The sequence below is a fragment of the Pseudoalteromonas sp. 1CM17D genome (assembly GCF_023161805.1).
In the GTDB taxonomy this organism is placed as follows: domain Bacteria; phylum Pseudomonadota; class Gammaproteobacteria; order Enterobacterales; family Alteromonadaceae; genus Pseudoalteromonas; species Pseudoalteromonas atlantica.
The window spans coordinates 205,049-228,083 of the sequence record NZ_JALNTP010000005.1; the positions used below are offsets into that span (position 1 = coordinate 205,049).

Sequence of the window (23,035 nt, forward strand, 5' to 3'; positions counted from 1 at the left end):
ATTAGCTGCCTCTGTACGTTGAGTAGCCAAATGGGCTAAGCAATAACGGAATATGATGGTGTTTTTGATCTTGTAATCTAAAGGTAATTTGCGCCTCTGGGTAAAACGCAGGTGTTTCTTGGTTTTCATAATAGCTATCTAAGTCAAAAACCAGTTTATAGGTTGCAAATTCTACGTCGGTATTGAGCCAGTCGGTAATTCGCCCGTCGCTATTTGTTTTTCCTTGAGCAATTAATTGCCACTCGTTATTAGTGTATACAAACAATTGTACAGCTACATTTGCTGCAGGTTTACCTGTGCTGGTATCTAAAATATGGGTAGTAATAGGGCTTTTATTCATAGCAATGACTCCAATCTTATTTTTGTTATTTTGGCTTGTTCGCCCGCGGCTATATTAAGCTCCGTGCTGCGGGTGTTGTGTATGCGCTGCTCAATAAGTTCAAGCATTTGCTCAGCACTTTTACCACTGGCACACACAATAAATATAAAGCCAAATTTACTGAGGTATTCTTTATTTAGCGCAATCATTTTTTTAAGGGTTTGCTCGTTTGCTTTACTCATGCCTGATTGTTCGTGCCCCGCTTTTTGCGCTGTAGCGGCGTACTTTTTACTTAATGTTGATAAATCGCCTATTTGCGGGTGGCCTTCAAAAGCGGCTAAATAATCGCTTTCGCCTAGGCTATCCCATACGCTTTGCGCGCTGTTAAATAAGTGCTCTTTATTTTCAAATGGCATGATATTTAGCATACCGCTTACCCAGTTAGGGGCGGCGCAGCAATGCTCTAATGCTTGATGCGCTTGCGCTGCATTTAGGTTATTAATTTTTAAGCTACTCATGCGTTTTCTTCCTCGTGCGTGGTGCTAATTAAGGCATTTTTAAGTGCACGCCATTGCAGGCCTTGGCGTTTGGGCGCATGGGTTTGCATAGCCTGATAAAGGCCAATTAACTGCCCGCTAATTGATATTGCCACTTCCATAGGGAGCTTGCCCGTTACATTTTCAAGCCCGACAGGGCAGGTCATTTGCTTTATTTGCTCGGTGGTAAAATCGCGATGGGCTAAGCGCTGTTTAAAGCGTTTTGCTTTAGTATCTGAGCCAATTACACCAAGCCAATTAGCATCAGCGCGTTTAATAATGGCTTGTGTAAGTGCAAAGTCGAGCTGGTGGTTATGGGTTAATATTAAGTAATTATTAGCCTTTGGCGCGCGTTTAACTTGCTCTGTTGGTTCTTCATCAACCACTTTTATTACGTTATTAGGAATAACTTGCGGGAATACATCTGCGCGGCTATCTATCCAGCGTATGCGCATAGGTAATTGTGCCAATATACCAATAAGCGCCTGTGCTACATGGCCTGCGCCGTATATGTCGAGGGTAAAGCGTTCGCATTGCATGCACTCAAGCATAACGGTGGCAGCTCCCCCGCAGCATTGGCCTAAATTTGCGCTTAGGTTAAATTGCTCTATCACTTGAGCGGCCTCGCCCTTGGCAAGTAGCTCGCGGGCTTTTTCTATTACTACGTATTCAAGGTGACCACCGCCAAGGGTGTCGTAAATGTGCTCGCCGCTTATTACCATTTTAGAGCCTGTGCCACGTGGGGTTGAGCCATTGGTGCCAAGCACAGTGGCAATAACATAATTAGTGCCGCTTTGTTCGTGCTCGTTGATAGCTTGTGCCCAATTTTGCGTATGAAAACCCTGAAACGACTCATTTAAATTAGCCATGTTGCTGCTCCTTAAACCAGCTAGCGGTTTGCTCAATTGCATTTAATACACGCTCAGGTGTGGCAGGTGTATCAAGTGGAGCGGTGTATTTGTAATCAGCCACACTGCTTATGGCATTTCGAATAGCGCTCCATACGCTAAAGGCCAACATAAACGGTGGCTCGCCAACCGCTTTTGATCTAAATACCGTGGTTTCTGGATTGGCCGAGTTATATAAATTTACATTAAATTCGGCTGGGGTATCGCCAATTGCAGGAATTTTATAGTTAGCTGGGCCAAAGCTTGCAAGCTGGCCTTTATCATTCCATTGTAAGTCTTCGGTGGTAAGCCAGCCCATACCTTGCACAAAAGCCCCTTCAATTTGGCCTATATCAAGTGCAGGGTTAATTGAGCTGCCCACATCGTGCAGTATATCCACGCGGGTTACGGTGTTTTCACCTGTCAGCGTATCTACTTCTACTTCACTCAGTGCTACGCCATGCGCGTAGTAAAAAAATGGCCGGCCTTCGCCTTTCGCTCTATCGTAATGAATTTTAGGCGTGGCGTAATAACCGGTTGATGAAAGCGATATACGATTCATGTAAGCAAGGTTTGCAAGTTCGCTAAAGCTAATTTCGCCTTTACTAAAGGTAATGAGATTATCTTTAAATACAATACTTTGGCTGTCTACCTCAAAGTGCTCACTTATAAAGTTTATTAAACGCTCTTTTATGGTATTTACCGCGTTTAGCGCCGCCATGCCGTTTAGGTCAGTCCCGCTTGATGCAGCAGTTGGCGAGGTGTTGGGTACTTTGTCGGTACGAGTAGCGCTTATGCTTACTGCGTCAAAATCAACGCCAAAGCCATGGGCTACTATTTGCGCTATTTTTGTATTAAGCCCTTGGCCCATTTCGGTGCCGCCATGGTTTAAATGAATTGATCCATCGCTATAAACATGTACGAGTGCACCCGCCTGGTTTAAGTGTTGTACGGTAAACGATATACCGTATTTTACCGGCGTCATTGCAAGGCCTTTTTTGATAATAGGGGATGATGCGTTAAAGGCTTTAATTGCCTTTTTTCGCGCCCAGTAATCACCCGACTCCTCAAGCTGGCTTATCATATCTTTTAAAATATGCTGCTCTACTGTTTGATGGTACGGCGTAGTGTCGCGGCCTTTTTTGTATAAATTAAGCTTTCGGATCTCAAGCGGATCTTTACCCAATTTAGCGGCTATATCGTCCATTATTAGCTCGCCCATGATCATGCCTTGCGGGCCACCAAATCCTCTAAAGGCGGTGTGGCTTACGGTGTTTACTTTACAGCGATTCCCTTTAATGGTGGCAGCTGGGTAGTAATAAGCGTTATCTGCATGAAACATTGCACGGTCTACAATGGCATCAGATAAATCAGGCGAATAACCACAAAACCCATTTACGGTTACATCAGCGCCTTCAATTAGGCCATTTTCGTCAAACCCTACATGGTATTGATTATAAAATGGGTGGCGCTTACCGGTAAGTTTAAAGTCGTCGCTGCGGGCTAGGCGCATTTTAACGGCGCAGCCAAGGTAGTAAACTGCAAGTGCTGCAAGGCAAGCCCACGGCGCGCCTTGGGTTTCTTTACCGCCAAAGGCTCCGCCCATGCGGCGGGTTTCTACATTTACAAAGCTAAATGGCTTTTTTAAAATTTTAGCAACTAAGTGCTGCACCTCTGTTGGGTGCTGGGTAGAACATTGAACATGAATACCGCCATCGTTGTCGGGCTGAGCAAGTGCTATTTGTCCCTCAAGGTAAAAGTGTTCTTGCCCGCCTATGTGTATTTCACCTTTAAGTTGGTGGGCTGCATTATTTATGGCTTGCTCGCTATTACCGCGGTTAAGTGAATGTGGCGGCCTTACCCAGTGCTCTTTTTTAATCGCTTCTTTAATATCAAGTATGGGGGTGGTTTGCTCGCACTTTATAACCACTAAGCGAGCAGCGCGGCGCGCAATTTCGTAGCTTTTGGCAACCACTACCAGCACAGGTTGCCCGTGGTATTGAATTTCGTGATTGGTTAATAGCACATCCCCAGGAAATACTGGGCCAATATCAAGCTTACCGGGTACATCATCAGCCGATAAAATACGTTTAACGCCTGCCACTTCAAGCGCTTTACTTGTATCAATTGATTTAATAAAGCCGCTGGTAATGGGCGCAAGTACAGGGTAGGCGTGCAAGCAGCCATGGGGCTCTGGGTTATCGTCGGCGTAGTTTGCATTGCCACATACTTGCTTTATTGCGCTTTCGTGATACTTAGATTGGCCAACACTTCCGCCTTGGGCTTTTAGTTTATCCATTTCAAAGTGACGCATGTGAAATCCTCGTAATGGCAATGTTGTTATTATTTTTACTGCTTGGTTGTGCACCGCAAAACTCAATACCAATACGCTGTAGCAAGTTTTTGCTTACCGTAGTGCGGTAATGTGCGCTGCTACGTACATCGCTCATGGGAGCAAAGTCATCATTTATAGCACTAGCGGCATCTATAAAGGTGCTTACTTGCAAGGACTGAGTATTAAGCTTTTGCTCTATGTGTGCGGCGCGTTTTGGTATGGCAGCCATACCGCCCATGGCGCAGCGGGCATTGCTAATTACGCCTTGCGTTTGCTCTATAGCCAGCACTAAACACACAGTAGATATATCATCTTCAAAGCGTTTTGAAATTTTATGACACGCAAGCTTTAACGAGTCTGGGCGTTTAGGTACGGTAATTTTGCTAATGACTTCATCGCTTTTAATGACTGTTTTTTTGTAATCAACAAAGTAGTCGGCCACGTTTATTGTACGTGTGCCTGCTGTGCTTAATAAATCTAAGGTGGCATTAAGTGCAATAAGTAAAGGGGCAGGATCGCCAATTGGAGAGGCATTTCCTATGCTGCCACCTAAGGTGCCACTGTTACGTACTTGGTTAGAGCCAAGGCGTTCAAACAGCTCTTTAGACTCAGGGTAGTAAGTGTAAAACGCTTCAATAAATTGGCTGTAAGGGAGTGCTGCACCAATATGTAGCTCGCCGTTGTTATCGCTTAAAGTGCACAGTTCACTGGTTTGGCTAAGCGATATAATAATATCGGGCAATAGCATGTTTTGGCTAAGCTCAATGGCAAAGTCGGTGCCACCAGCAACCAAGTGTGCCTGCGGGTAACGCGCTTTAAGCTCAACAAGTTGCGCTGCACTTTGCGGTAAATAAAACGTACGAGGTCCATTTTTTAAACAAGGAATGTCATCACCTATATTTAGTGATGCCTTAAATTGTGCCCCCATGGCAGAGTAAGGCTCATTTTTACGCTCGTAGCTATAAGCTTTTTCAACTGCAAGTAAAATAGGGCTGTAACCCGTACAACGACATAAATTACCCCCTAGCGCATGAATAGCGGCTTTTTTACCTGGGTAACTCGGGTTGTTAATATAAAGCGCCAACATGCTCATTATTATGCCAGGGGTACAAAAACCACATTGTGAACCATGGCACTCAACCAATGCGCGTTGTACTGGGTGTAAATCGTTAAGTGTAGGGTAAAGCCCTGTTGTTACAGCCTCTACGGTTACTATGTGTTTTGCGTGTGCATTACCTAATAAAAGCAGACAGCTATTCATGGTTTTATAGTGCCAAACTGGCTCACCGTTTGAATTTAGTTTTTCTTCGCCAACTAAAATTGTGCATGCGCCACAATCGCCTGTTGCACACCCTTCTTTGGTGCCCATTTTCCCTTTTTTGGTGCGAAGCCAGTCCAAAATGGTGAGATTCGGCGCGCATTCTTCTACTTCTATTGGCGTGTCATTTAATAAAAACGTAATCACACAGACCCCCTTAACTTTTATAAAGCCCTGATATGTAAAGGCTTGGCGTATATTTTTTCTTGTTGTTTTTAAGCAGGTAAGAAAAAAACTTTTTCATCTTGGTAAGTTAATTGCAGATACCATGCCATTGTTGACCGCTTGGTCAGCTAAGTTTCTAGGCTAGCTTATTTAACCAACAAGCACAAAGAAAGGTTTAAATAATGGACAATAAATACCGCCTTACTATGCAGGGAATGACAAAGCAGTACCCCGGATGTATAGCCAACGACGGCGTAACAATAAAAATAAAACATGGTGAGGTACATGCCCTGCTTGGTGAAAACGGCGCGGGTAAAAGCACGTTAATGAAAATGCTTTACGGTGTAGTTAAACCTGACCAAGGGGACATGTTTTTTAACGGTCGTAAAATGGACATAAAAGAACCCGCCGATGCCCGCGAATTAGGCATAGGTATGGTGTTTCAGCATTTTTCGTTATTTGAAACCCTAACAGTTGCGCAAAATATCGCGTTAGCGCTGGGCGATTTAGCAGGGCATAGCAGCACACTTGCCAGCAGAATTAGTAAAACATCGGCTAGGTACGGCATGCCGCTGGACCCGCATAGGTTGGTGTCTACGCTTTCAACAGGCGAGCGCTAACGAGTAGAAATAGTCAGGTGTTTATTATTAGATATTCAACTGCTTATTTTAGATGAACCCACCTCGGTACTCACTCCGCAAGAAGTAGACGCATTGTTTAAAACCCTGCATTCGCTTAAAAAAGAAGGCTGCTCGGTGTTGTTTATTAGCCATAAGTTGCATGAAGTTATTGCGCTTTGCGACAGCGCCACTATTTTGCGCGCTGGCAAGGTAAGTGGGCATTGCATTCCTAAAAACGAAACCAGCGAATCAATAGCCCGCTTAATGGTAGGCGACAGCACCCCAATAAGTAACCAAACACGCAGAGCGACTGGCACAGATGATTTTTTAACAGTCGATAACTTATCAACCAGTGCGCAGGCGTTATTTGATATTGCGCTTAAAAATATTAACTTTGCCGTACAACAAGGCGAAATAGTCGGTATTGCAGGGGTTGCCGGTAATGGGCAAGAGGAGCTATTAAAAGCGCTTTCGGGAGAGGAGCCGCAAAAAAATAGCAACGCAATAAAATTTAAAAATACCGCTGTTGATGCGTTATGCCCTCTAAAAAGGCGCAGGCTTGGGCTTGCATGCGTACCAGAGGACAGGCTAGGGCGCGGCGCAGTCCCTGATATGGATTTAGCGCACAATGCACTCCTTACCAGTTTTGATAGTGGTTTAGTTAAAAACGGCTTTTTAGTAAAACAAAAAATTAGCCAACTCGCCGACAAAATCATTAAAAAATACAACGTAAAAACCCCCAGCAACCGTACTCACGCAGCAAGCCTTTCGGGCGGTAATTTGCAAAAGTTTATTATTGGCCGAGAGGTTGAGCAAAACCCACAATTGCTGGTTATGTCACACCCAACATGGGGTGTAGATATTGGCGCGCAAGTTGCCATTCACAAGGCAATTTTAACGCTGCGCGACGAAGGCTGTGCAGTACTAGTTATTTCAGAAGATTTAGACGAGCTCTATAAAATTTGTGACCGAATTGGCGCAATTTGTGATGGCAAACTCTCGCCTATTTTAAATACCGACTGTGTACCACTAGTGCAATTAGGGCAGTGGATGGCGGGCGACTTTAATCACGACACTAAAAGCAACACAGCAAAAATAACACCGCAAGGAGCGCTGGCATGATAAAGCTTGAACCCCGCGTAGAGCGCTCAAACACATGGAGTTATTTCTCTCCTGTTTTAGCCATTTTACTCACTTTAATAACAGGTTATGTGGTATTTGCCTTATTAGGGCACGACCCGCTTAATGCCTTATATACCTTACTCATAGCGCCTATTTCTGATTGGTACGGCGTTACCGAGCTATTAGTAATGACCATTCCAATTTTATTATGTGCCTATGGTTTAGCGCTGTGTTACAGGGCGTCGGTGTGGAATATAGGTGCCGAAGGGCAGCTACTTATTGGCGGCGTATGCGCCAGTGCCGTAGCTGTTAACTTTGTTGACTCTACAAGTTCCTTTGCATTAGGGCTTACATTACTTGCAGGTATTGCCGGTGGCATGCTGTGGGCAGGCTTAGCCGCGTTTATGAAATTACGTTTAAACACCAACGAAATTTTAGTCACCATTATGCTCAATTACATTGCCGTTAATGTGTTGCTGTGGTCAGTACACGGGCCATTAAAAGACCCATACGGTTATAACTTTCCTGAAAGCGCCTTATTTGGCGATAGCACCTTACTACCGGTTTTATTTGAGGGTACTCGCCTTCATATAGGGCTTGCATTTGCGCTATTAGCGCTGTGTGCCACATGGGTGTTTATTAGTAAAACCTTTGTGGGTTTTCAAATACAAGTACTTGGGCTTGATGCATCGGCGGCCAAAATGGCGGGCTATAAACGTGCGCTTTTAATTGCAGGGGTATTGGTAATAAGTGGCGGGTTAGCTGGGCTTGCAGGGGCTGGCGAAGTAGCTGGGCCTATTGGGCAATTAGTACCGCAAATATCACCCGGTTATGGTTACGCTGCAATTATTGTGGCTTTTTTAGGGCGCTTACATCCGCTTGGGATCACCTTGGCTGGGCTGTTAATGGGGCTTATTTATATGGGCGGCGAAATGGCGCAAATAGAAATTGGCCTACCCAATGCCATTACCGGCATTTTTCAGGGCTTAATGCTGTTTTATTTACTCTCGTGCGATGTGCTTATTGGTTATCGCATTAAATTGTTACTGCCATTTAAACAACAAAAAACGCAGCTAACACCCATCGCACAGGAATCTTAAACATGGATTTAGAGGTAATCACAAATATTTTATACGCCACTATTCGCACCGGCACGCCTTTATTGCTGGTGGCTCTAGGTGAAATGGTATGCGAGAAAAGCGGCACACTTAACCTTGGGCAAGAGGGCATGATGTTATTAGGCGCGGTGGCAGGGTTTATAACCATGTACCAATGCGACAACCTCTTTATAGGCTTCAGCGTGGCTGCGGGGTTAGCGCTAACTATTTTTGGCACGGGCTTGTCGGCATTTTTAGGCGTTGATTACGAGGGTAAAACCATTAATGCCTTACCCACTTTAGCAATTGCAGGGTTTGAGCATATTCCGCTACTGGGCAAAGCGCTGTTTTCGCAAGATGCCATTGTGTATTTAAGTTGGGCATTAGTACTTGGCGCTTATTTATTTTTTAAATACCACAGGGCAGGGCTTGCGGTACGCGCTATTGGTGAAAACCCAGGCGTTGGTAATAACTTAGGCTTGCCTGTAATGCGTACTCGCTATTTAGCCGTTATGTTTGGCGGCGCAATGGCGGGTATTGCAGGGGCGTACTTGTCGCTTGCTTACACACCCCTTTGGACACAAAACATGACCTCGGGGCGAGGCTGGATAGCACTGGCTTTAGTGGTATTTGCAAGTTGGCGAATTGAGCGGGTGATGCTAGGCGCTTATTTATTTGGTTTTGCCAGCATTATGCACTTAGTGGCACAGGCGCTTGGCTTAGCGGTGGATTCTAATTTACTGGCCATGCTGCCTTATGGTGCAACGCTTATAGTACTGATTATGCTAAGTAAAAATAAACAAAAACTAAAAATGTACGAACCCATGTGGCTAGGTAAGCCTTGGCATAAGGGCCATTAAAATTTTATACAAAGAGTAACAATAAGCCTTCAACAGGATATTAAAAATACAACACGGAGAATAACAATGAAAAAACTAATAACAGCGCTTGGCGTAGCACTTAGCTTAGGGTTAAGCGCGAGTGCAATGGCAAAAGACAGCGTAAAAGTAGGGTTTGTATATGTAAGCCCGATTGGCGAAGCTGGTTGGACTTACACCCACGATGTAAGCCGCCGCTACCTAGAGGATAAATTTGGCGAAAAAATAAAAACCACCTTTGTAGAAAGCGTGCCAGAGGGCACCGATGCAGAGCGAGTTATTACACAATTAGCCAAAAGCGGGCACGATTTAATATTTACCACCTCGTTTGGCTACATGAACCCGACCATTAAAGTGGCTAAACGTTTTCCTAACGTAAAGTTTGAGCATGCAACAGGTTATAAACGCGCTAAAAATGTGGGCACTTATTTTGACCGTATTTACGAAGGGCGCTACCTAACCGGTGTTATTGCTGGGCACATGAGTAAATCTGACAGTATTGGCTATATTGCCGCGTTTCCTATTCCTGAGGTAATACGCGGTATTAACGCGTTTACTTTAGGCCTGCGCTCAGTAAAACCTAACGCAAAAGTAAAAGTAGTGTGGGTTAATAGCTGGTTTGATCCTGGTAAAGAGCGCGAAGCTGCCGACAGTTTAATCGACCAAGGTGTTGATATTATTACCCAACACACCGACTCACCCGCCCCACTTCAAGCCGCAGAAGCCGCTGGAATATACGCGATTGGTTACCACTCAGATATGAGCGGCTATGGTAAAAAAGCGCACCTTACGGCGCCTGTGCATCATTGGGATGAGTTTTACGCCGAGCGCGTGCAGCAAGTGCTTGATGATAAATGGGAATCGCAAAATGTATGGAAAGGCATAGATGCCGGTATGACCCGCTTAGCGCCACTGAGTAAAGATATTCCTGCCAATGTTGTTGCCGAGGTAGAGGCGATTAAAACCAAAATTGCCAATGGGGAGTTTCATCCATTTAGTGGCCCAATTAACAATCAGCAAGGTGAGCTGGTAACTAAAGCCGGGCAAACAATTGATGATAAAACCTTACTGGGAATGGACTTTTATGTAGAGGGTGTTGAAGGGCAGCTTAAATAAGCGCCACTGTATTTAAATTAAAACTTGGGCAAGGCATTTATACCTTGCCCATATTAAAGCGCTAAAAGGATGTTGACTATGTCAAACCAAGAAGCAATCTCAGAAGACATAATTTACGCAGTAGATGATAAACCAGGGCTGACCGAATCCTTTTTTGCTGCCCTGCAACATGTACTGGCAAGTTTTGTAGGTATTATTACGCCCACGCTTATTATTGGTGGTGCGTTGGGGCTTGGTAGCGAAATACCGTATTTAATTAGTATGGCGTTGTTTGTATCGGGGGTTGGTACATTTATTCAGGCTCGCCGTGTGGGGCCAATTGGCTCAGGGCTTATATGCGTACAAGGCACCAGCTTTGCGTTTTTAGGCACTATTTTGGCAACCGGTTTTACCGTAAAAGCCACTGGAGGCGGAAACGATGAAATACTTGCCACCATTTTTGCTGTGTGTTTTTTAGCAGCCTTTGTAGAGATATTTATTAGCTTTTTTATAGAAAAGCTTGGCAAAGTAATTAAGCCTGTAGTGACCGGTGTGGTGATCACCACCATTGGGGTTTACCTTATTAAAGTAGGCATGACCGACATAGGCGGCGGGCAATGGTTATTAACTAATATGCCTGAAAAGTTTGCCTCGCCAAGCAACTTAATTGTGGGCTTTTCGGTGGTGGCGCTGGTGGTATTACTTAATGCTAGCAAAAATCAGTGGGTAAGGCTTACCGCTGTAGTCGTTGCCATGTTAGTAGGGTGGTTACTTGCACTTATTTTAGGTATAGCCAAATTTAAAATGGGCGAATTTGATTTAATCGCCATGCCACTACCGTTTAAATATGGTTTTAACATTGATTTTGGCGCCATGATTGCCTTTAGCTTTTTATACCTAATTACCGCCATTGAATCCACAGGCGATATAACCGCAAATTGTGCGGTGTCTAAATTACCGGTAAAAGGCGCAAGCTATTTAGCGCGTATACGCGGCGGTATTTTAGGCGATGGGGTTAACTCAATGATTGCTGCCGCATTTAATACGTTTCCTAATACTACTTTTAGCCAAAATAACGGCGTTATTCAATTAACCGGTGTAGCAAGTAGATACATTGGCCTGTGGATTGGTGTAATTTTGATTATTTTAGGGTTATTTCCGGTGATTGGTGCTGTGCTACAAAATATTCCTAAACCAGTGCTAGGCGGTGCAACGCTTGTCATGTTTGGCACAGTGGCAGCCGCAGGGGTAAAAATTCTTGCAAGCGAAAAAATAAATCGTCGTAGCTTACTTATTATTGCGGTGAGCTTAGGTATGGGGCTAGGGGTTAGCTTTGTGCCCGAAATGTTTATAAATGCGCCTAAGCTGGTAACCGCTATTTTTGGCAGCGCTGTAACGGTATCGGGTTTAACCGCCATCGTTATGACGCTTGTTTTACCAGAAAATTATTCAGCAAGTACAGATCATCTTAACTAGACTAATAAAATTATAACAAAGGGATTAACAATGAAAATTACAACGATTAAAAAATTAGCCTTAGTCAGTGCTATCGCGGTGTGTTCAAGTAGTGTGTCGGCAAAAGAGCTGTGGTCAGATTTTAGTATAACCGCCATGACCGGCGCCGATTACCTCGAGCCGTTCTCGGGGGAGGAAGATGACAGAAGCGTAGTAACCATTGAGCATGCATCGGGGCATACATGGGGCGGTACCTTCTTTTTTATGGATAGATTAAGTAACCCAGATGAAGTATACGGAGAGCTAAACATAAACCCAACGCTTTACAAGCCACAAAACAGCTTTGTTAAAGGGGTGTTTTTAGGCCTACAAACAGAATATGGCTCGGGCGATACCGATCAAAATAACTACTTATTAGGTGGCGGCGTATCGTTAGATGTACCAGGGTTTCAATATTTTAATGTGGCTTATTACCGTCGTTTTCAGGACGATATTGGCATAGAGCGTGAAGATAACAACCAAATAACCGTAACGTGGGGCTATAACAAGGGTAACTTTAGATACGATGGCTTTTTAGATATTGTTGACAGTACCGACACTATGTTTGGTAAAAGCGAAGGCGGCTTTAACTTTACCTCACAACTTAAATACAACATTGCTCCTATGCTTGGCCTAGACACAGGTCGCCTTGATGTAGGTATAGAATACGTATATTGGAAAAATAAGTTTGGTGTAGATGGTCAAACAGAGCACAACCCAAACCTAATGGTTAAATGGCATTTTTAAAACTTTAAGCGTTACAGAATACAAAAAAGGCTGCTAGTTAATGCAGCCTTTTTTGTACATTAAACGCAATAAAATTGGCTTATTGTTAATAATGGCACTGGAGTAACTGCAGCTTAATCGGTTAAGTTTTATTGTGGATTAATGAAATGTTAATTGCTGAGGTTATTGATAATTGTTATCATTACGTAAAATAACTAATTAAATACCACGTAATGACTCTGAAAAACACTTTAGCTCTGCCTCTAATTGCTGTCGCGCCATTTTACACTTTGGCTAACGCTAACAATGATATAGAAACAATAGTAGTGACCGCCTCTGGCTTTGAACAAACCTTAGCGCAAGCGCCAGCTTCTATTACTTTAATTAGCAAAAAGCAGCTAGAAAACCGCGCTTATAAAGACTTAACCGATGCACTTAACGATGTTGTAGGGGTTACGGTTACCGGTGGTGGCTCGCGACAAGATATAAGCGTGCGTGGCATGCCAGCGCAGTACACTGCTATTTTGGTAGACGGTAAAAAGCAGTCAGGGCGTGAATCACAACCAAGCGGCAGCGGTGGCTTTGAGCAAGATTGGCTGCCACCACTAGACGCTATTGAACGTATTGAAGTTGTGCGTGGGCCTATGTCTACGTTGTATGGGTCGGATGCAATTGGCGGCGTTATTAATGTTATAACCCGTAAAAATTACGACAATTGGCATGCTAATGTTCGCCTAGAAACCACACAGCAAGAAAACAGTAATTCGGGTGATGAATACCAAGGGCAAATATATGCAGCGGGGCCATTAATAAAAGATTTATTAAGCGTTAACCTTTCGGTTCTTTACCAAGAGCGTGAAGAAGATGAAATTGAGCGCGGTTACGGTGAAAAAGAGCTGACAAGTTACAGTGGTACACTGCATTTAACAGCCACCCAGCACGATGTGATATCGCTTGAATACAGCGAACACGATCAAAAACGTATTTCTACCTCGGGGCTATCGCTACCTAGTCGAAATAGCTCTAGCGAAACGAACAATAACCGCAACACGTGGTCGTTAGCACATAAAGGCAGCTATAGTTGGGGCGCTGCGCATTCGTATATTCAACAAGAGTCGGTTGAAAACGAAGGCCGTGAAATAACCATCGAAAATACCTTAGCAAATACGCAGTGGTCAATTGCACTTGAAAACCACCATGTAACATTAGGCGGCGCATTTGAACAAGAAAAGCTTGATGACAAAACAACAAACGCAGCCACTATTACTAAAATAGATAATAAACAATGGTCGCTATTTGCTGAAGATGAGTGGAGCTTACACCCCGATTTTACCATTACCACGGGTTTACGAGTTGATGATAACGAGCAGTTTGATTCGCACTTGAGTCCACGCCTATACGGAGTTTGGAATATTAATGAGGCATGGACCTTTAAATCGGGCGTAGCTACCGGTTACAGAGCGCCAGATTTACGCGAGCTTAGCCCTAATTGGATCCAAAGCAGCCGCGGTGGCGATTTATATGGAAATGCTGACCTAGAGCCCGAAACATCCGTCAGTAAAGAAGCGGCTGTGTATTATGCTAACAGTGATTTTCAAACTAATATCACGGTTTTTCATAATAGCTTTGAAGACAAAATTAACACCGTTTTATGCCCTATCACAGTGTGTGGTGATGAAACCGACCGCTATAACATCAATATTGATAAAGCGGTGACTTATGGGGCTGAGCTAAATATAGAAACAATGTTAAGTGCAGATATTACCCTTGCAACTAGCTACAGCTATACGTTTTCTGAGCAACGCAGTGGCGACAATAAAGGCCAGCCACTTACGCAAATACCTAAACATTTAGCAACGCTAAATATTAACTGGGATGTAAGCGATAATATTAATACGTGGGCACGTGCTAATTACCGCGGTAAAGAAACCGAAGCAGTCTCTATAACTAGCCGTTTAACCTCAGCCCCTTCTATTGCAACAGCAGATATAGGCAGTGCGTGGCAAGTAAACGGTAACGTTAAAGTTATGTTTGGTATTTACAATATATTTGATAAAGCAACCAGCTACGATGAATACGGCTATGTAGAAGATGGCCGACGCTACTGGCTAGCTATAGATACAAAACTATAAGGGGTTTTTATGCCAAAATTTATATTATCTGCTGTGGTACTTAGCTTTTTAGCTACGTATCCGGCTATTGCGCAAAATACACAATTAACAGCGCAAGATTATGTCGAAAAAGGCATGCAGTACGCTGATGAGTTTCCGGGGCTAACAAGCCTATGCGATATACAAAACCCGTTACGTGATTTAACAAAGCGTGTCCGCACTAGTAATGAAGGTAAAAAGCGCAGTAAAAAGTTGGGTAGTAAACGGCGCTCATCAACGATTGAACCTACACAAGTGTTTGACAACCTTTATTATGTAGGTACTGGTGGAGTGGCAAGTTGGGTAGTTAAAACATCACAAGGGCTTATTGTTATTGATGCGCTAAATAACAACGAACAAGCTAAAAATTACATTGAAAAAGGTTTGCTCACACTAGGCTTAAACCCCGAAGATATTAAGTATTTAATTATTAGCCATGGGCATGGTGATCATTACGGTGGGCAAGAGTACTTAGTTAATAAATACAAACCGCGTGTTGTAATGAGTGAGGTTGAGTGGCGACGCTTAGAACAACCAAAGCTTGATTTTGAAAGCCCCCGTTGGGGTGAACGGCCAACAAGAGATATAAGCACAAAAGAGGCAGATACAATTACGCTTGGCGATACTAGCATTGGCGTTCATTTAACGCCTGGACACACCCCTGGCACTATTTCGTTGTTGTTCCCAGTATACGATAACGGCAAAAAACATATGCTAAGCCTGTGGGGAGGGACTGGGCTAAACTATGGGCCTGATATTGAGAGAATTAGCGCTTACAGTGTTGCCGCTAAACGTTTTGGTAATGTGGCAATGCAAGCCGGTGTAGATGTGTTTATATCAAACCATCCTAAACGCGATGGTTCGTTTGAGCGCATAAAGCAACTTAAAAATAGAGCCCCCGAGGCGGCGCATCCATTTGTAATAGGCCAAGAGCAAGCCTCGCATGGTTTTTCTATGTTAAGCGATTGCACATACGCGCAGGTTTTAAAAATTAAAGGAGAGTAAGGCACTTATTTGCAAAAGTTTTTAATATTAGGGGTTAACCATTTAACCAATGTGTTGTAATTTGGAGTATCTATATTTACTTTTAACGCCAGATTAAAAGGAAGAATGATGAAACCCCTCATTTTAATTTTATGCTTGTTTATAAGCTGCTCAGTGTGGGCCGAAACCACTAAAAATATGCCCGTAGCAATAAACTGGTTACAGTTAATTGATGCGGGTGAATACACAAAAAGTTGGCAACAAGCCGATGCGTTATTTAAATCGCAATTAAGTAAAGCAAACTGGAAAAGCGCCCTAAACACAGTGCGTGCGCCACTAGGTAAAGTGGCTACGCGAGAACAAATAAGTGCTAACGCTTACTCATCTTTACCTGGTGCCCCGCAAGGTAAATACCTTATTGTGCAATTTAAAACGCAATTTTCAGCAAGGCTTGCGGTTGAAACCCTTACATTAAGTAAAAGCAGTGGGCAATGGCGCGCGGTTGGCTATTTTATTAAATAACCAGCGTTCAATACCAATCCGTAATAATACATAATGATTTTCAGGGGCTAAACGTGTCGCTATCTGCGTTAAAAAATTCTCATTTACGACTGCATGGATGCAGAAGGTAGAGCAATGCAGGAGCAATTGCCGAGAGCAACTAAGTAGCGAATTTTTTGCCTTGCTATCATCACGTTTACCTATCCTCAAAATAGATCACTTAATTATGGGGATTGGTATAAGTTAAAAAACTATTTTGCGTATTTATTAATATTAGAAAAAGCCATTAACACATCGCGGGCATAATTAAGCCGCGGGTGAGCAAGCGCCCCTTTACGCCACGCTAAGTACAAATTGTTTTCCGGCCCTTGCGGACCAAGTTTAATTAATCTACCCGATTGAATATCGTCATGACATATATAATCAGGCAGCACGGTATAGCCTACACCGGTTCTTACTATGCCGGCGAGCGCGCGTATGTCGGGGCAGCGTGCAATTATTTTTGACGTACAGTTTTGTTTAAATACAGTATCAAAATACTGGCGTATAAGCGGTAATTGGCTGTCGTAACTGACCACTGGCAGCGTATTTAAAAGTGCTGGCGTAATGGTTTGCCCCTCTAAGCTTTGCGCTAATAAACGGTGCGCCACCAGTACTAGCTCTTCGCTGTCGAGCACTTCAAAGTCGTAAATTTTGTTATCGGGCAGAGAGGCTGTAATAGCCATATCGGCAACGCCGGTGTCGAGCGCTGAATAAATTTGCTCACGATTACCAGGCAGCACGACCACATCAACATTGCCTGCTTGTAACAAATTTGCCAGCTGTGCTGAGGCAACATAACTAATATATTCGGCGGGTCCGGCTAGTGTAATCGTTCCGCTCACATCGTTTGAACGGGTGCGTACAGAGGCAACTTTTTGCTCTATAGCATCAAGGTGATTTGCCACTTGGCCTGCTAAATCGTGGGCGGCATTACTTGGTTCTACGCCTCGGTGACGCCGCTCAAATAACGATTTACCTACCACCGACTCCATTGTTTGTATATGCGCGGTTGCAGCTGGTTGCGAAAGCCCCAAATTTTTAGCAGCCCGAGAGATGTTTTTACAACGATATACCTCAACAAAGGTGCGTAATTGTACAAAATAAGACATAAAACATTAGGTATCAGAAATCCGATGGGTAAAGCAAGATTAACTGAATTCTACTTATTGTAAAGTGCGCGTACACTTGCGCTCGTTCAGTTAGACATTAAACATTTTCATATTTAATTTATAAAATAGGTAATTAATTACTTGAAAGTTAACTATTAATTCCCATTTTATAAAGCAATGAGCACCAGGGGCTGAGCCCCGTAACCAAGTAGAGTACAAATATGTTAAATTTTGCATTTAAAAACCGCACCGAGATTTTATTCGGCAAAGATCAAATTAATGAGATCGCAAGCCGCGTACCAAGCCAAGGCAAGGTCATGTTTTTATACGGTGGCGGTTCGATCAAAAAGAACGGCGTATATGACGATGTAGTAAATGCACTTGAAGGTGTGGACTTTGTGGAGTTTTCGGGAGTTGAGCCAAACCCAACTTACGAAACACTTTCAAAAGCTGTAGAAATTGTGAAAGAGCAAAACGTTAGCTTTATATTAGCTGTAGGCGGCGGTAGTGTTATCGACGGCGCTAAATACGTAGCGGCAGCAGCAAAATACGAAGGCGACGGCTGGGATATTTTAGTTAATGGCGCAGAAGTAAAAAGTGCATTACCTATTGGCGCGGTATTAACGCTTCCGGCTACTGGCTCAGAAAGCAACGGTAACTCGGTTGTTACCCGTAAAGAAACCCAGCAAAAACGTGCCTTTGGTACGCCAATTGTACAACCGCAATTTGCCGTGCTTGATCCTACGTATACATTCTCACTGCCAACTCGCCAAATTTCTAACGGTGTAGTTGATGCGTTTGTACATGTTATTGAGCAATACTTAACGTACCCAGTTAATGCGCCACTGCAAGACCGTTTTGCAGAAGGTATTTTATCTACGCTAATTGAGCAAGGCCCTAAAGCCCTTGAAAACCCAGAAGATTACGATGTTCGTGCAAACGTAATGTGGTCGGCAACGATGGCACTAAATGGCTTAATTGGCCAAGGCGTACCGCAAGATTGGTCTACGCATATGATTGGCCACGAGCTAACAGCGCTTTATAGCTTAGATCACGCTGTAACACTTGCAATTGTATTACCGCCGCTTATGTTTGTTCAGCAAGAGCAAAAACGCGCTAAAATTATTCAGTTAGGTGAGCGTGTATTTGGCCTTGATATGCAAGACAAAAACGAGCTGATTGATGCAACCATTAAACATACTCAAGACTTTTTTGAGCAAATGGGCATTAAAACAAAACTTGGCGATTACGACCTAGGTGAAGACGCGGTTGAAGCCGTTGCCAACAACCTTGAGCGTAACGGCATGACAGCCCTTGGCGAACATGGTGATATTGACATAGCTAAAGCGAAGAAAATTTTAAGCCTAGCGCTTTAATTTAATTGTTTTTTGAATGGCGCTTTTTAGCGCCATTTTTTATGCTCAAAAAGCTAAATGTTGAACTAGATTTTTTACATAGATTATTGAATAAATTACTAAAGCTATGCTACTTTGGGTTAAATTACGTTAAGGAATACCCCAAGCATGGACACCCCAATAGACTTTTCTACCTACACATTAGATGAACTTTACTCCAGCGCAAAAGTCATTGACCGAGAACGCTTTCCTGAGCGCGCAAAAGAAATAGACGAGCTTATAAAAACCCGAGAAGCGCAAGAACCCGCACACAATGCCGACCTAAAAATAGCGGGAGAAAAAGCATCACGCGGGGACAGGCTTGTTGCTGCTATTATTGACGGCCTATTAGGTATAGCGGTTTTTATACCTGTAATAATGTATATCGGTTTTGAAAGTTTAAGCCAACCAAATCTGAGTTTAACGGCATTTTTATGGGGCTTCGGTGTGTTTTCTATGTTAGTGCTTCATGGTTACCTTATGTATCACCGCGGACAAACTATTGGTAAATACTGCATGTCTATTCGTATAGAAAACCTAGACGGCACACAAGCAAGTTTTACAACTATTTACTTTAAACGCATGTTACCTATGCAGCTGCTATCACTAGTCCCTTCGGTAGGTCAGTTTATTGCTGGATTTGTAAACCCTGCATTTATATTAGGAAAAGATAAACGCTGTTTACACGATCATATAGCGGGAACAAAAGTAAGTAATATTTAGCATGAGCAATGCTCAGCGAAGGATAATACTTTAAAGGGATTTATGAAAAAACTGACAAGGTACAAAAAAGCACCCAGCGCAAAACTACTTTGGACGCTTGGGTGTAATACGTTCATCGCCGTTATTATTTTATTTTGGGTAGAGGTATTTATTGAACAACCTTTGCTGCATCAATTTTTATACTTATTTGCATTTGTCCTATTGAGGGTATTTTTACAATGGCATTATATGAAAAAAGAACAATGCCATGCGGTTGAAATTGTTGACCTTTGCCGATTAAATTTGTTCAAACTAGGGGCAATTTAATCGCGGCGCGAGGTTTGTAACCTAGTGGGCTAAGTAAAAACCGAGCAACAAAGAGTAAATTGTCCCTAGGCAGAACCCGAAGGGCAGCTGCAAATTTAACCTCGAAAGGTCAACAGACCCTAGTGCTGGTGGGCACTAAAAAAGGCGACTCAGCTAAAAATAAATAATGTGTAAAAACTACTCACTTTTAAAATAATTACCTTTTTAAAATACCGCATATCACAATAACCCATCATTAATTTCATCAAAAATTTATTAACCCATTGTTTTTAAATGTACTTTTAATCCTCGCTTTTGGCTTTTGCTAATTACATCTGGCATATAAATTGATACACCAAAGTATAAAATTTAAAAGGGAATGCACATGACTGCTGAATACTTTATGGTGTTGGGGCTGCTCGGAGTGGCTTTTTTTTCGGTTGCAGGAGCACTGCTAGGCTACGAAAAAAACATAAGTGGTTTTGGGGTGGTTGTGGTGGCTACTGTCACTGCGCTTGGCGGCGGTACTCTCAGAGATATTTTGCTAAATAAGCCTGTATTTTGGATTGCTACGCCCGAATATTTATACTCAACTTACGCAGCCATTGTGGCCACAATATTATTTGTACGTTACTTGCCTCATGTAAATAACTCTTATTTTTTATTCGTCGATGCCATAGGCATGGGTTTGTTTAATATTATGGGGATCGAAAAAGCGCTGATTAGCGGCACAGGTATGTTAATCGCCATTACTATGGGTGTAACAACCGGTATTTTTGGCGGGCTTATACGCGATGTAATTTGTCGTGAGTTGCCCTCGGTTATGCGAAACGAACCTTATGCCTCAGCCTGTTTAATTGGCGGACTTGTATATGCAGCGTTGTTTACTTTAAGTATTGATTATATTTGGTGTATTTTAGGCTCATTGTTTTCTACGGTATTTTTAAGGCTAGGCTCGCTTAAATGGGGCTGGCACCTAACCATTTTCAGAAAAAAAGATTTTAAAAATCAGTGTGATTAGGTTTTAAGGCGGGAGTTATTAATTGGCTGAGTTTGCATATGGTACTCATAGTTATCTTCCCCAGTGATCTTAAAGCCTAGTCGAGTATAAAGTGCTTTAGCAGGGTTGTTTTTAAGTACTGTTAGTTTGATAGGCTTTAACTTTGCAGTTTTAATTACTTGCTCAATAACGCCTCTGCCGTAGCCTTTATTTTGATGGTTGGGGTGTATTTGCAATTGCATTATTTCAATGTGGCTACCCCATATCTTGTACTTTAGCGTACCTATAGTTTCACCATTAAACTGTATAAGATGAGAGCAATCGAATTGCTCGTCAACCCTTTCATTATGCTGTTGCTCAGTTAAAAACAAGCCGGCCACCTCAAGGTGCTCTACCATAGTAAGTTTTCTAAGACATAATTAATAACCTGAGCCTTGGCTAATAAATCTATCTCAAGCAGCTATCTTTAGCGCTAACTGCGTTGAATTTACTTGCAATAGGCTAGCTATTGACGCGCAAATTCGCCTTGTTTTCACTTAAAATTTCTAGCTAGAGAAAACAGACCCAGTAACATTACTAACCAACTATATCTAAATCTCTTAACCAAAGCTCAGGTTAAACCTCTATTCACGCGTGGCTTTTGTAAACGTAAAAACCAAAATGTCCTTCCTTGTATTTAAAAAATTTAACTTTAGTTGAATCACTTTCTGTAAAAATTAGGTCTTTATTAGCCATTACAGATTTAATGGGCACACAATGAACATAACACACACAAATAACGCACTCACCTTTTTACTTACACTCAGCTTTGCATTACTTGGTGTATCGTTTGCTTTAGGTGCAAACCCAAACACACTCTCAGCTACCTTTAGTTTTTATGAACTTGATACCTTACTCAGTAACAATACATTAGGTTTGCTCACAGGCACCGCGATGATTGCGTTGGCAGTCACCACCTTAGCTGCGCATTTAAAATTAATAAAGCCGATGCCTGCACTTATACTCGCGTTAGTTGTTAGCATAGTGCCTTTACTTACCTTATTTGCCAGTAACCGCTGGATGGCACAGTTAGGCGGCTTTCCAATTATTGGCAGTGGGCAAGGCATAATTAAATACTTTGCTATCATCCCTTTGTATTTATTTTTGTTTTATAAAAATAAACTAACAGACAAACAACACGTACTTTTAAACTTTATACCGGTTGCTATGGTTTTACTGTGGATTGGCGGCATGAAATTTTATGAGTTTGAAGCCAAAGCCATTGTAGGACTTGTAGAAACCTCACCGTTTATGTCGTGGTTATACACGGTATTTAGCGTACAAGGCGCATCAAATATCATTGGCGGGTTTGATGTATTATTTGCTGTGTTATTGGGCTTAGGGCTATTTTTAAATAATAAAAAGCTAATTATTATAAGTGGCTTAGCGTGTTTAAGTGTATTTTTAATGACCCAAACATTTTTAATAACCGCCACCGGTGCATTTAGCTCAAGCACGTTATTAGAGCGTTTAGGGCAATTTGTAATTAAAGATTTATGGTATGTAGGCAACTTAATTGTTATTGCCACTTTAATGCTACTTAAGCCAGCTAAATAATTTAAAGAGGACGTTATGATCAGTTGCAACCATTACGATTACATCGAAATTGCCTGTATGCACCATTTACGCATTGAGCTTATATTAAAAAATGGTGATAGTGTATGTGGTGTAGCAACTGATACAAAACGCAATGCACTCAAACAAGAGTGCATTGCCATTAACGTAAATGGCGAGCTAAAGTTTATAGAACTTACCAGCATAAGCGTAATTAAAGCGCGTAAGAGTAATCCTTACTTTGATCATGTGAACTTTGATGTAAAGTAAATCACTAACCCATTCGTTTTATCATAAACACTTCAGCGGGCCTGTATCGTCAATATGTTAAGGCTCGCTTATCTCGCCAATGCTTTAACTCATACGTGCTAAATGCATACATTCCAAAACGCCAATTAAAACAACACCAAGCTCTTTTTATATTCTGCGTAAAAATACAGTAATCAATTGAACCAAAATAGGAACTCGGCTATTGTTTTCTTATTAACAAAAACAAATAAAAAACGAGTTAATCTACATACTCGTTAGAATTTAAATCTCATAGGTGCTTATGCGTTATATATATTTTTGCTTACTATTATTTTTAAGTGGTTGTGCTTCAGCCCCAAGAAATGCTTTAACTTTTGACTAGGTACAGCTACCTCAACCAAATGAAGAACATA

23 protein-coding genes are annotated in these 23,035 nt (G+C 42.4%); 16 read left to right on the forward strand and 7 right to left on the reverse strand.

The annotated features are described in order from the left end of the window. Position 1 precedes the first annotated feature (1 nt). Genes uraH through xdhA form a run of 5 tightly spaced genes read right to left on the reverse strand, consistent with a single transcriptional unit; the run spans position 2 to position 5,542 of the window. On the reverse strand, positions 2-340 hold the full coding sequence (uraH, locus tag MSC25_RS11220; protein WP_248443437.1) for a hydroxyisourate hydrolase: 339 nt from the start codon (positions 338-340) through the stop codon (positions 2-4). Continuing rightward, the gene (gene uraD / locus MSC25_RS11225; RefSeq protein WP_248443438.1) at positions 337-837 is read right to left on the reverse strand and encodes a 2-oxo-4-hydroxy-4-carboxy-5-ureidoimidazoline decarboxylase; all 501 of its coding nucleotides are present in this window, start codon (positions 835-837) and stop codon (positions 337-339) included. Before uraD ends, uraH begins: the two co-directional genes overlap by 4 nt. After that, on the reverse strand, positions 834-1,724 hold the full coding sequence (gene xdhC, locus MSC25_RS11230) for a xanthine dehydrogenase accessory protein XdhC (protein WP_248443439.1): 891 nt from the start codon (positions 1,722-1,724) through the stop codon (positions 834-836). The genes uraD and xdhC overlap by 4 nt, the downstream gene beginning before the upstream one ends. Then, positions 1,717-4,056 (reverse strand): xanthine dehydrogenase molybdopterin binding subunit, encoded by a 2,340-nt coding sequence (gene xdhB / locus MSC25_RS11235; protein ID WP_248443441.1) that lies wholly within the window; start codon positions 4,054-4,056, stop codon positions 1,717-1,719. The genes xdhC and xdhB overlap by 8 nt, the downstream gene beginning before the upstream one ends. Next, positions 4,043-5,542 carry a xanthine dehydrogenase small subunit gene (xdhA, locus tag MSC25_RS11240; protein WP_248443442.1) on the reverse strand — a complete coding sequence of 500 codons (1,500 nt, stop codon included), beginning with the start codon at positions 5,540-5,542 and terminating at the stop codon, positions 4,043-4,045. Before xdhA ends, xdhB begins: the two co-directional genes overlap by 14 nt. A 200-nt stretch (positions 5,543-5,742) precedes the next feature. Here xdhA and MSC25_RS11245 point away from each other — a divergent pair, with 200 nt between their 5' ends. The 10 genes from MSC25_RS11245 (at position 5,743) to MSC25_RS11290 (ending at position 16,248) form a co-directional block, all read left to right on the forward strand. Continuing rightward, positions 5,743-6,180 (forward strand): ATP-binding cassette domain-containing protein, encoded by a 438-nt coding sequence (locus tag MSC25_RS11245; RefSeq protein ID WP_248443443.1) that lies wholly within the window; start codon positions 5,743-5,745, stop codon positions 6,178-6,180. A 93-nt stretch (positions 6,181-6,273) separates the two neighbouring features. Continuing rightward, the gene (locus MSC25_RS11250) at positions 6,274-7,302 is read left to right on the forward strand and encodes an ATP-binding cassette domain-containing protein (RefSeq protein ID WP_248443444.1); all 1,029 of its coding nucleotides are present in this window, start codon (positions 6,274-6,276) and stop codon (positions 7,300-7,302) included. Then, on the forward strand, positions 7,299-8,402 hold the full coding sequence (locus MSC25_RS11255) for an ABC transporter permease (RefSeq protein WP_248443445.1): 1,104 nt from the start codon (positions 7,299-7,301) through the stop codon (positions 8,400-8,402). The genes MSC25_RS11250 and MSC25_RS11255 overlap by 4 nt, the downstream gene beginning before the upstream one ends. A 2-nt stretch (positions 8,403-8,404) precedes the next feature. Then, positions 8,405-9,259, forward strand: a complete 855-nt coding sequence (locus MSC25_RS11260; RefSeq protein WP_248443446.1) for an ABC transporter permease — start codon at positions 8,405-8,407, stop codon at positions 9,257-9,259. Between the two features lie 66 nt (positions 9,260-9,325). After that, positions 9,326-10,393: a BMP family ABC transporter substrate-binding protein gene (locus MSC25_RS11265; protein WP_248443447.1), complete on the forward strand. Its 1,068-nt coding sequence runs from the start codon at positions 9,326-9,328 to the stop codon at positions 10,391-10,393. Positions 10,394-10,471: 78 nt separating this feature from the next. Then, entirely contained in the window at positions 10,472-11,848 is a 1,377-nt protein-coding gene (locus tag MSC25_RS11270) for a nucleobase:cation symporter-2 family protein (protein WP_248443448.1), read from the forward strand. Between the two features lie 30 nt (positions 11,849-11,878). Beyond that, positions 11,879-12,613 (forward strand): DUF5020 domain-containing protein, encoded by a 735-nt coding sequence (locus tag MSC25_RS11275; protein WP_248443449.1) that lies wholly within the window; start codon positions 11,879-11,881, stop codon positions 12,611-12,613. A 212-nt stretch (positions 12,614-12,825) separates the two neighbouring features. Further along, positions 12,826-14,724 carry a TonB-dependent receptor gene (locus MSC25_RS11280; protein ID WP_248443450.1) on the forward strand — a complete coding sequence of 633 codons (1,899 nt, stop codon included), beginning with the start codon at positions 12,826-12,828 and terminating at the stop codon, positions 14,722-14,724. Positions 14,725-14,733: 9 nt separating this feature from the next. Beyond that, on the forward strand, positions 14,734-15,747 hold the full coding sequence (locus MSC25_RS11285) for an MBL fold metallo-hydrolase (protein ID WP_248443451.1): 1,014 nt from the start codon (positions 14,734-14,736) through the stop codon (positions 15,745-15,747). A gap of 105 nt (positions 15,748-15,852) precedes the next feature. After that, positions 15,853-16,248 (forward strand): DUF4019 domain-containing protein, encoded by a 396-nt coding sequence (locus MSC25_RS11290; RefSeq protein WP_248443452.1) that lies wholly within the window; start codon positions 15,853-15,855, stop codon positions 16,246-16,248. 230 nt (positions 16,249-16,478) lie between these two features. Here MSC25_RS11290 and MSC25_RS11295 read toward each other — a convergent pair whose 3' ends face one another. Continuing rightward, on the reverse strand, positions 16,479-17,378 hold the full coding sequence (locus tag MSC25_RS11295; RefSeq protein WP_248443453.1) for a LysR family transcriptional regulator: 900 nt from the start codon (positions 17,376-17,378) through the stop codon (positions 16,479-16,481). A 221-nt stretch (positions 17,379-17,599) separates the two neighbouring features. Here MSC25_RS11295 and MSC25_RS11300 point away from each other — a divergent pair, with 221 nt between their 5' ends. From MSC25_RS11300 to MSC25_RS11315, 4 genes are all read left to right on the forward strand, one after another. Continuing rightward, on the forward strand, positions 17,600-18,754 hold the full coding sequence (locus MSC25_RS11300) for an iron-containing alcohol dehydrogenase (RefSeq protein ID WP_004587069.1): 1,155 nt from the start codon (positions 17,600-17,602) through the stop codon (positions 18,752-18,754). 147 nt (positions 18,755-18,901) lie between these two features. Beyond that, complete coding sequence (locus MSC25_RS11305; protein ID WP_064387094.1) at positions 18,902-19,495, forward strand: RDD family protein; 594 nt, start codon at positions 18,902-18,904, stop codon at positions 19,493-19,495. A 42-nt stretch (positions 19,496-19,537) separates the two neighbouring features. Then, positions 19,538-19,801 carry a hypothetical protein gene (locus MSC25_RS11310; protein ID WP_248443455.1) on the forward strand — a complete coding sequence of 88 codons (264 nt, stop codon included), beginning with the start codon at positions 19,538-19,540 and terminating at the stop codon, positions 19,799-19,801. Between the two features lie 364 nt (positions 19,802-20,165). Further along, on the forward strand, positions 20,166-20,801 hold the full coding sequence (locus tag MSC25_RS11315; RefSeq protein WP_248443456.1) for a trimeric intracellular cation channel family protein: 636 nt from the start codon (positions 20,166-20,168) through the stop codon (positions 20,799-20,801). Here MSC25_RS11315 and MSC25_RS11320 read toward each other — a convergent pair. After that, the gene (locus tag MSC25_RS11320; protein ID WP_248443457.1) at positions 20,798-21,178 is read right to left on the reverse strand and encodes a GNAT family N-acetyltransferase; all 381 of its coding nucleotides are present in this window, start codon (positions 21,176-21,178) and stop codon (positions 20,798-20,800) included. The genes MSC25_RS11315 and MSC25_RS11320 overlap by 4 nt on opposite strands. Before the next feature lie 358 nt (positions 21,179-21,536). On the opposite strand from MSC25_RS11320, the gene MSC25_RS11325 reads away from it, so the two are divergent. Then, a complete protein-coding gene (locus MSC25_RS11325) occupies positions 21,537-22,376 on the forward strand; it encodes a DUF417 family protein (protein WP_248443458.1) in 840 nt (279 codons plus the stop codon). Between the two features lie 15 nt (positions 22,377-22,391). Next, the gene (locus tag MSC25_RS11330; RefSeq protein ID WP_248443459.1) at positions 22,392-22,643 is read left to right on the forward strand and encodes a Rho-binding antiterminator; all 252 of its coding nucleotides are present in this window, start codon (positions 22,392-22,394) and stop codon (positions 22,641-22,643) included. The last annotated feature ends 392 nt before the right edge of the window (positions 22,644-23,035 follow it).

Coding starts and splice junctions, on each gene's coding strand:
- MSC25_RS11265 (WP_248443447.1), top strand. CDS start 9,326: ATGAAAAAACTAATAACAGCGCTTGGCGTAGCACTTAGCTTAGGGTTA.
- MSC25_RS11300 (WP_004587069.1), top strand. CDS start 17,600: ATGTTAAATTTTGCATTTAAAAACCGCACCGAGATTTTATTCGGCAAA.
- MSC25_RS11260 (WP_248443446.1), top strand. CDS start 8,405: ATGGATTTAGAGGTAATCACAAATATTTTATACGCCACTATTCGCACC.
- xdhB (WP_248443441.1), bottom strand. CDS start 4,056: ATGCGTCACTTTGAAATGGATAAACTAAAAGCCCAAGGCGGAAGTGTT.
- xdhC (WP_248443439.1), bottom strand. CDS start 1,724: ATGGCTAATTTAAATGAGTCGTTTCAGGGTTTTCATACGCAAAATTGG.
- MSC25_RS11325 (WP_248443458.1), top strand. CDS start 21,537: ATGAACATAACACACACAAATAACGCACTCACCTTTTTACTTACACTC.
- MSC25_RS11310 (WP_248443455.1), top strand. CDS start 19,538: ATGAAAAAACTGACAAGGTACAAAAAAGCACCCAGCGCAAAACTACTT.
- MSC25_RS11245 (WP_248443443.1), top strand. CDS start 5,743: ATGGACAATAAATACCGCCTTACTATGCAGGGAATGACAAAGCAGTAC.
- uraH (WP_248443437.1), bottom strand. CDS start 340: ATGAATAAAAGCCCTATTACTACCCATATTTTAGATACCAGCACAGGT.
- uraD (WP_248443438.1), bottom strand. CDS start 837: ATGAGTAGCTTAAAAATTAATAACCTAAATGCAGCGCAAGCGCATCAA.
- MSC25_RS11280 (WP_248443450.1), top strand. CDS start 12,826: ATGACTCTGAAAAACACTTTAGCTCTGCCTCTAATTGCTGTCGCGCCA.
- MSC25_RS11295 (WP_248443453.1), bottom strand. CDS start 17,378: ATGTCTTATTTTGTACAATTACGCACCTTTGTTGAGGTATATCGTTGT.
- MSC25_RS11290 (WP_248443452.1), top strand. CDS start 15,853: ATGATGAAACCCCTCATTTTAATTTTATGCTTGTTTATAAGCTGCTCA.
- MSC25_RS11305 (WP_064387094.1), top strand. CDS start 18,902: ATGGACACCCCAATAGACTTTTCTACCTACACATTAGATGAACTTTAC.
- MSC25_RS11255 (WP_248443445.1), top strand. CDS start 7,299: ATGATAAAGCTTGAACCCCGCGTAGAGCGCTCAAACACATGGAGTTAT.
- MSC25_RS11270 (WP_248443448.1), top strand. CDS start 10,472: ATGTCAAACCAAGAAGCAATCTCAGAAGACATAATTTACGCAGTAGAT.
- MSC25_RS11330 (WP_248443459.1), top strand. CDS start 22,392: ATGATCAGTTGCAACCATTACGATTACATCGAAATTGCCTGTATGCAC.
- MSC25_RS11285 (WP_248443451.1), top strand. CDS start 14,734: ATGCCAAAATTTATATTATCTGCTGTGGTACTTAGCTTTTTAGCTACG.
- MSC25_RS11315 (WP_248443456.1), top strand. CDS start 20,166: ATGACTGCTGAATACTTTATGGTGTTGGGGCTGCTCGGAGTGGCTTTT.
- MSC25_RS11275 (WP_248443449.1), top strand. CDS start 11,879: ATGAAAATTACAACGATTAAAAAATTAGCCTTAGTCAGTGCTATCGCG.
- MSC25_RS11320 (WP_248443457.1), bottom strand. CDS start 21,178: ATGGTAGAGCACCTTGAGGTGGCCGGCTTGTTTTTAACTGAGCAACAG.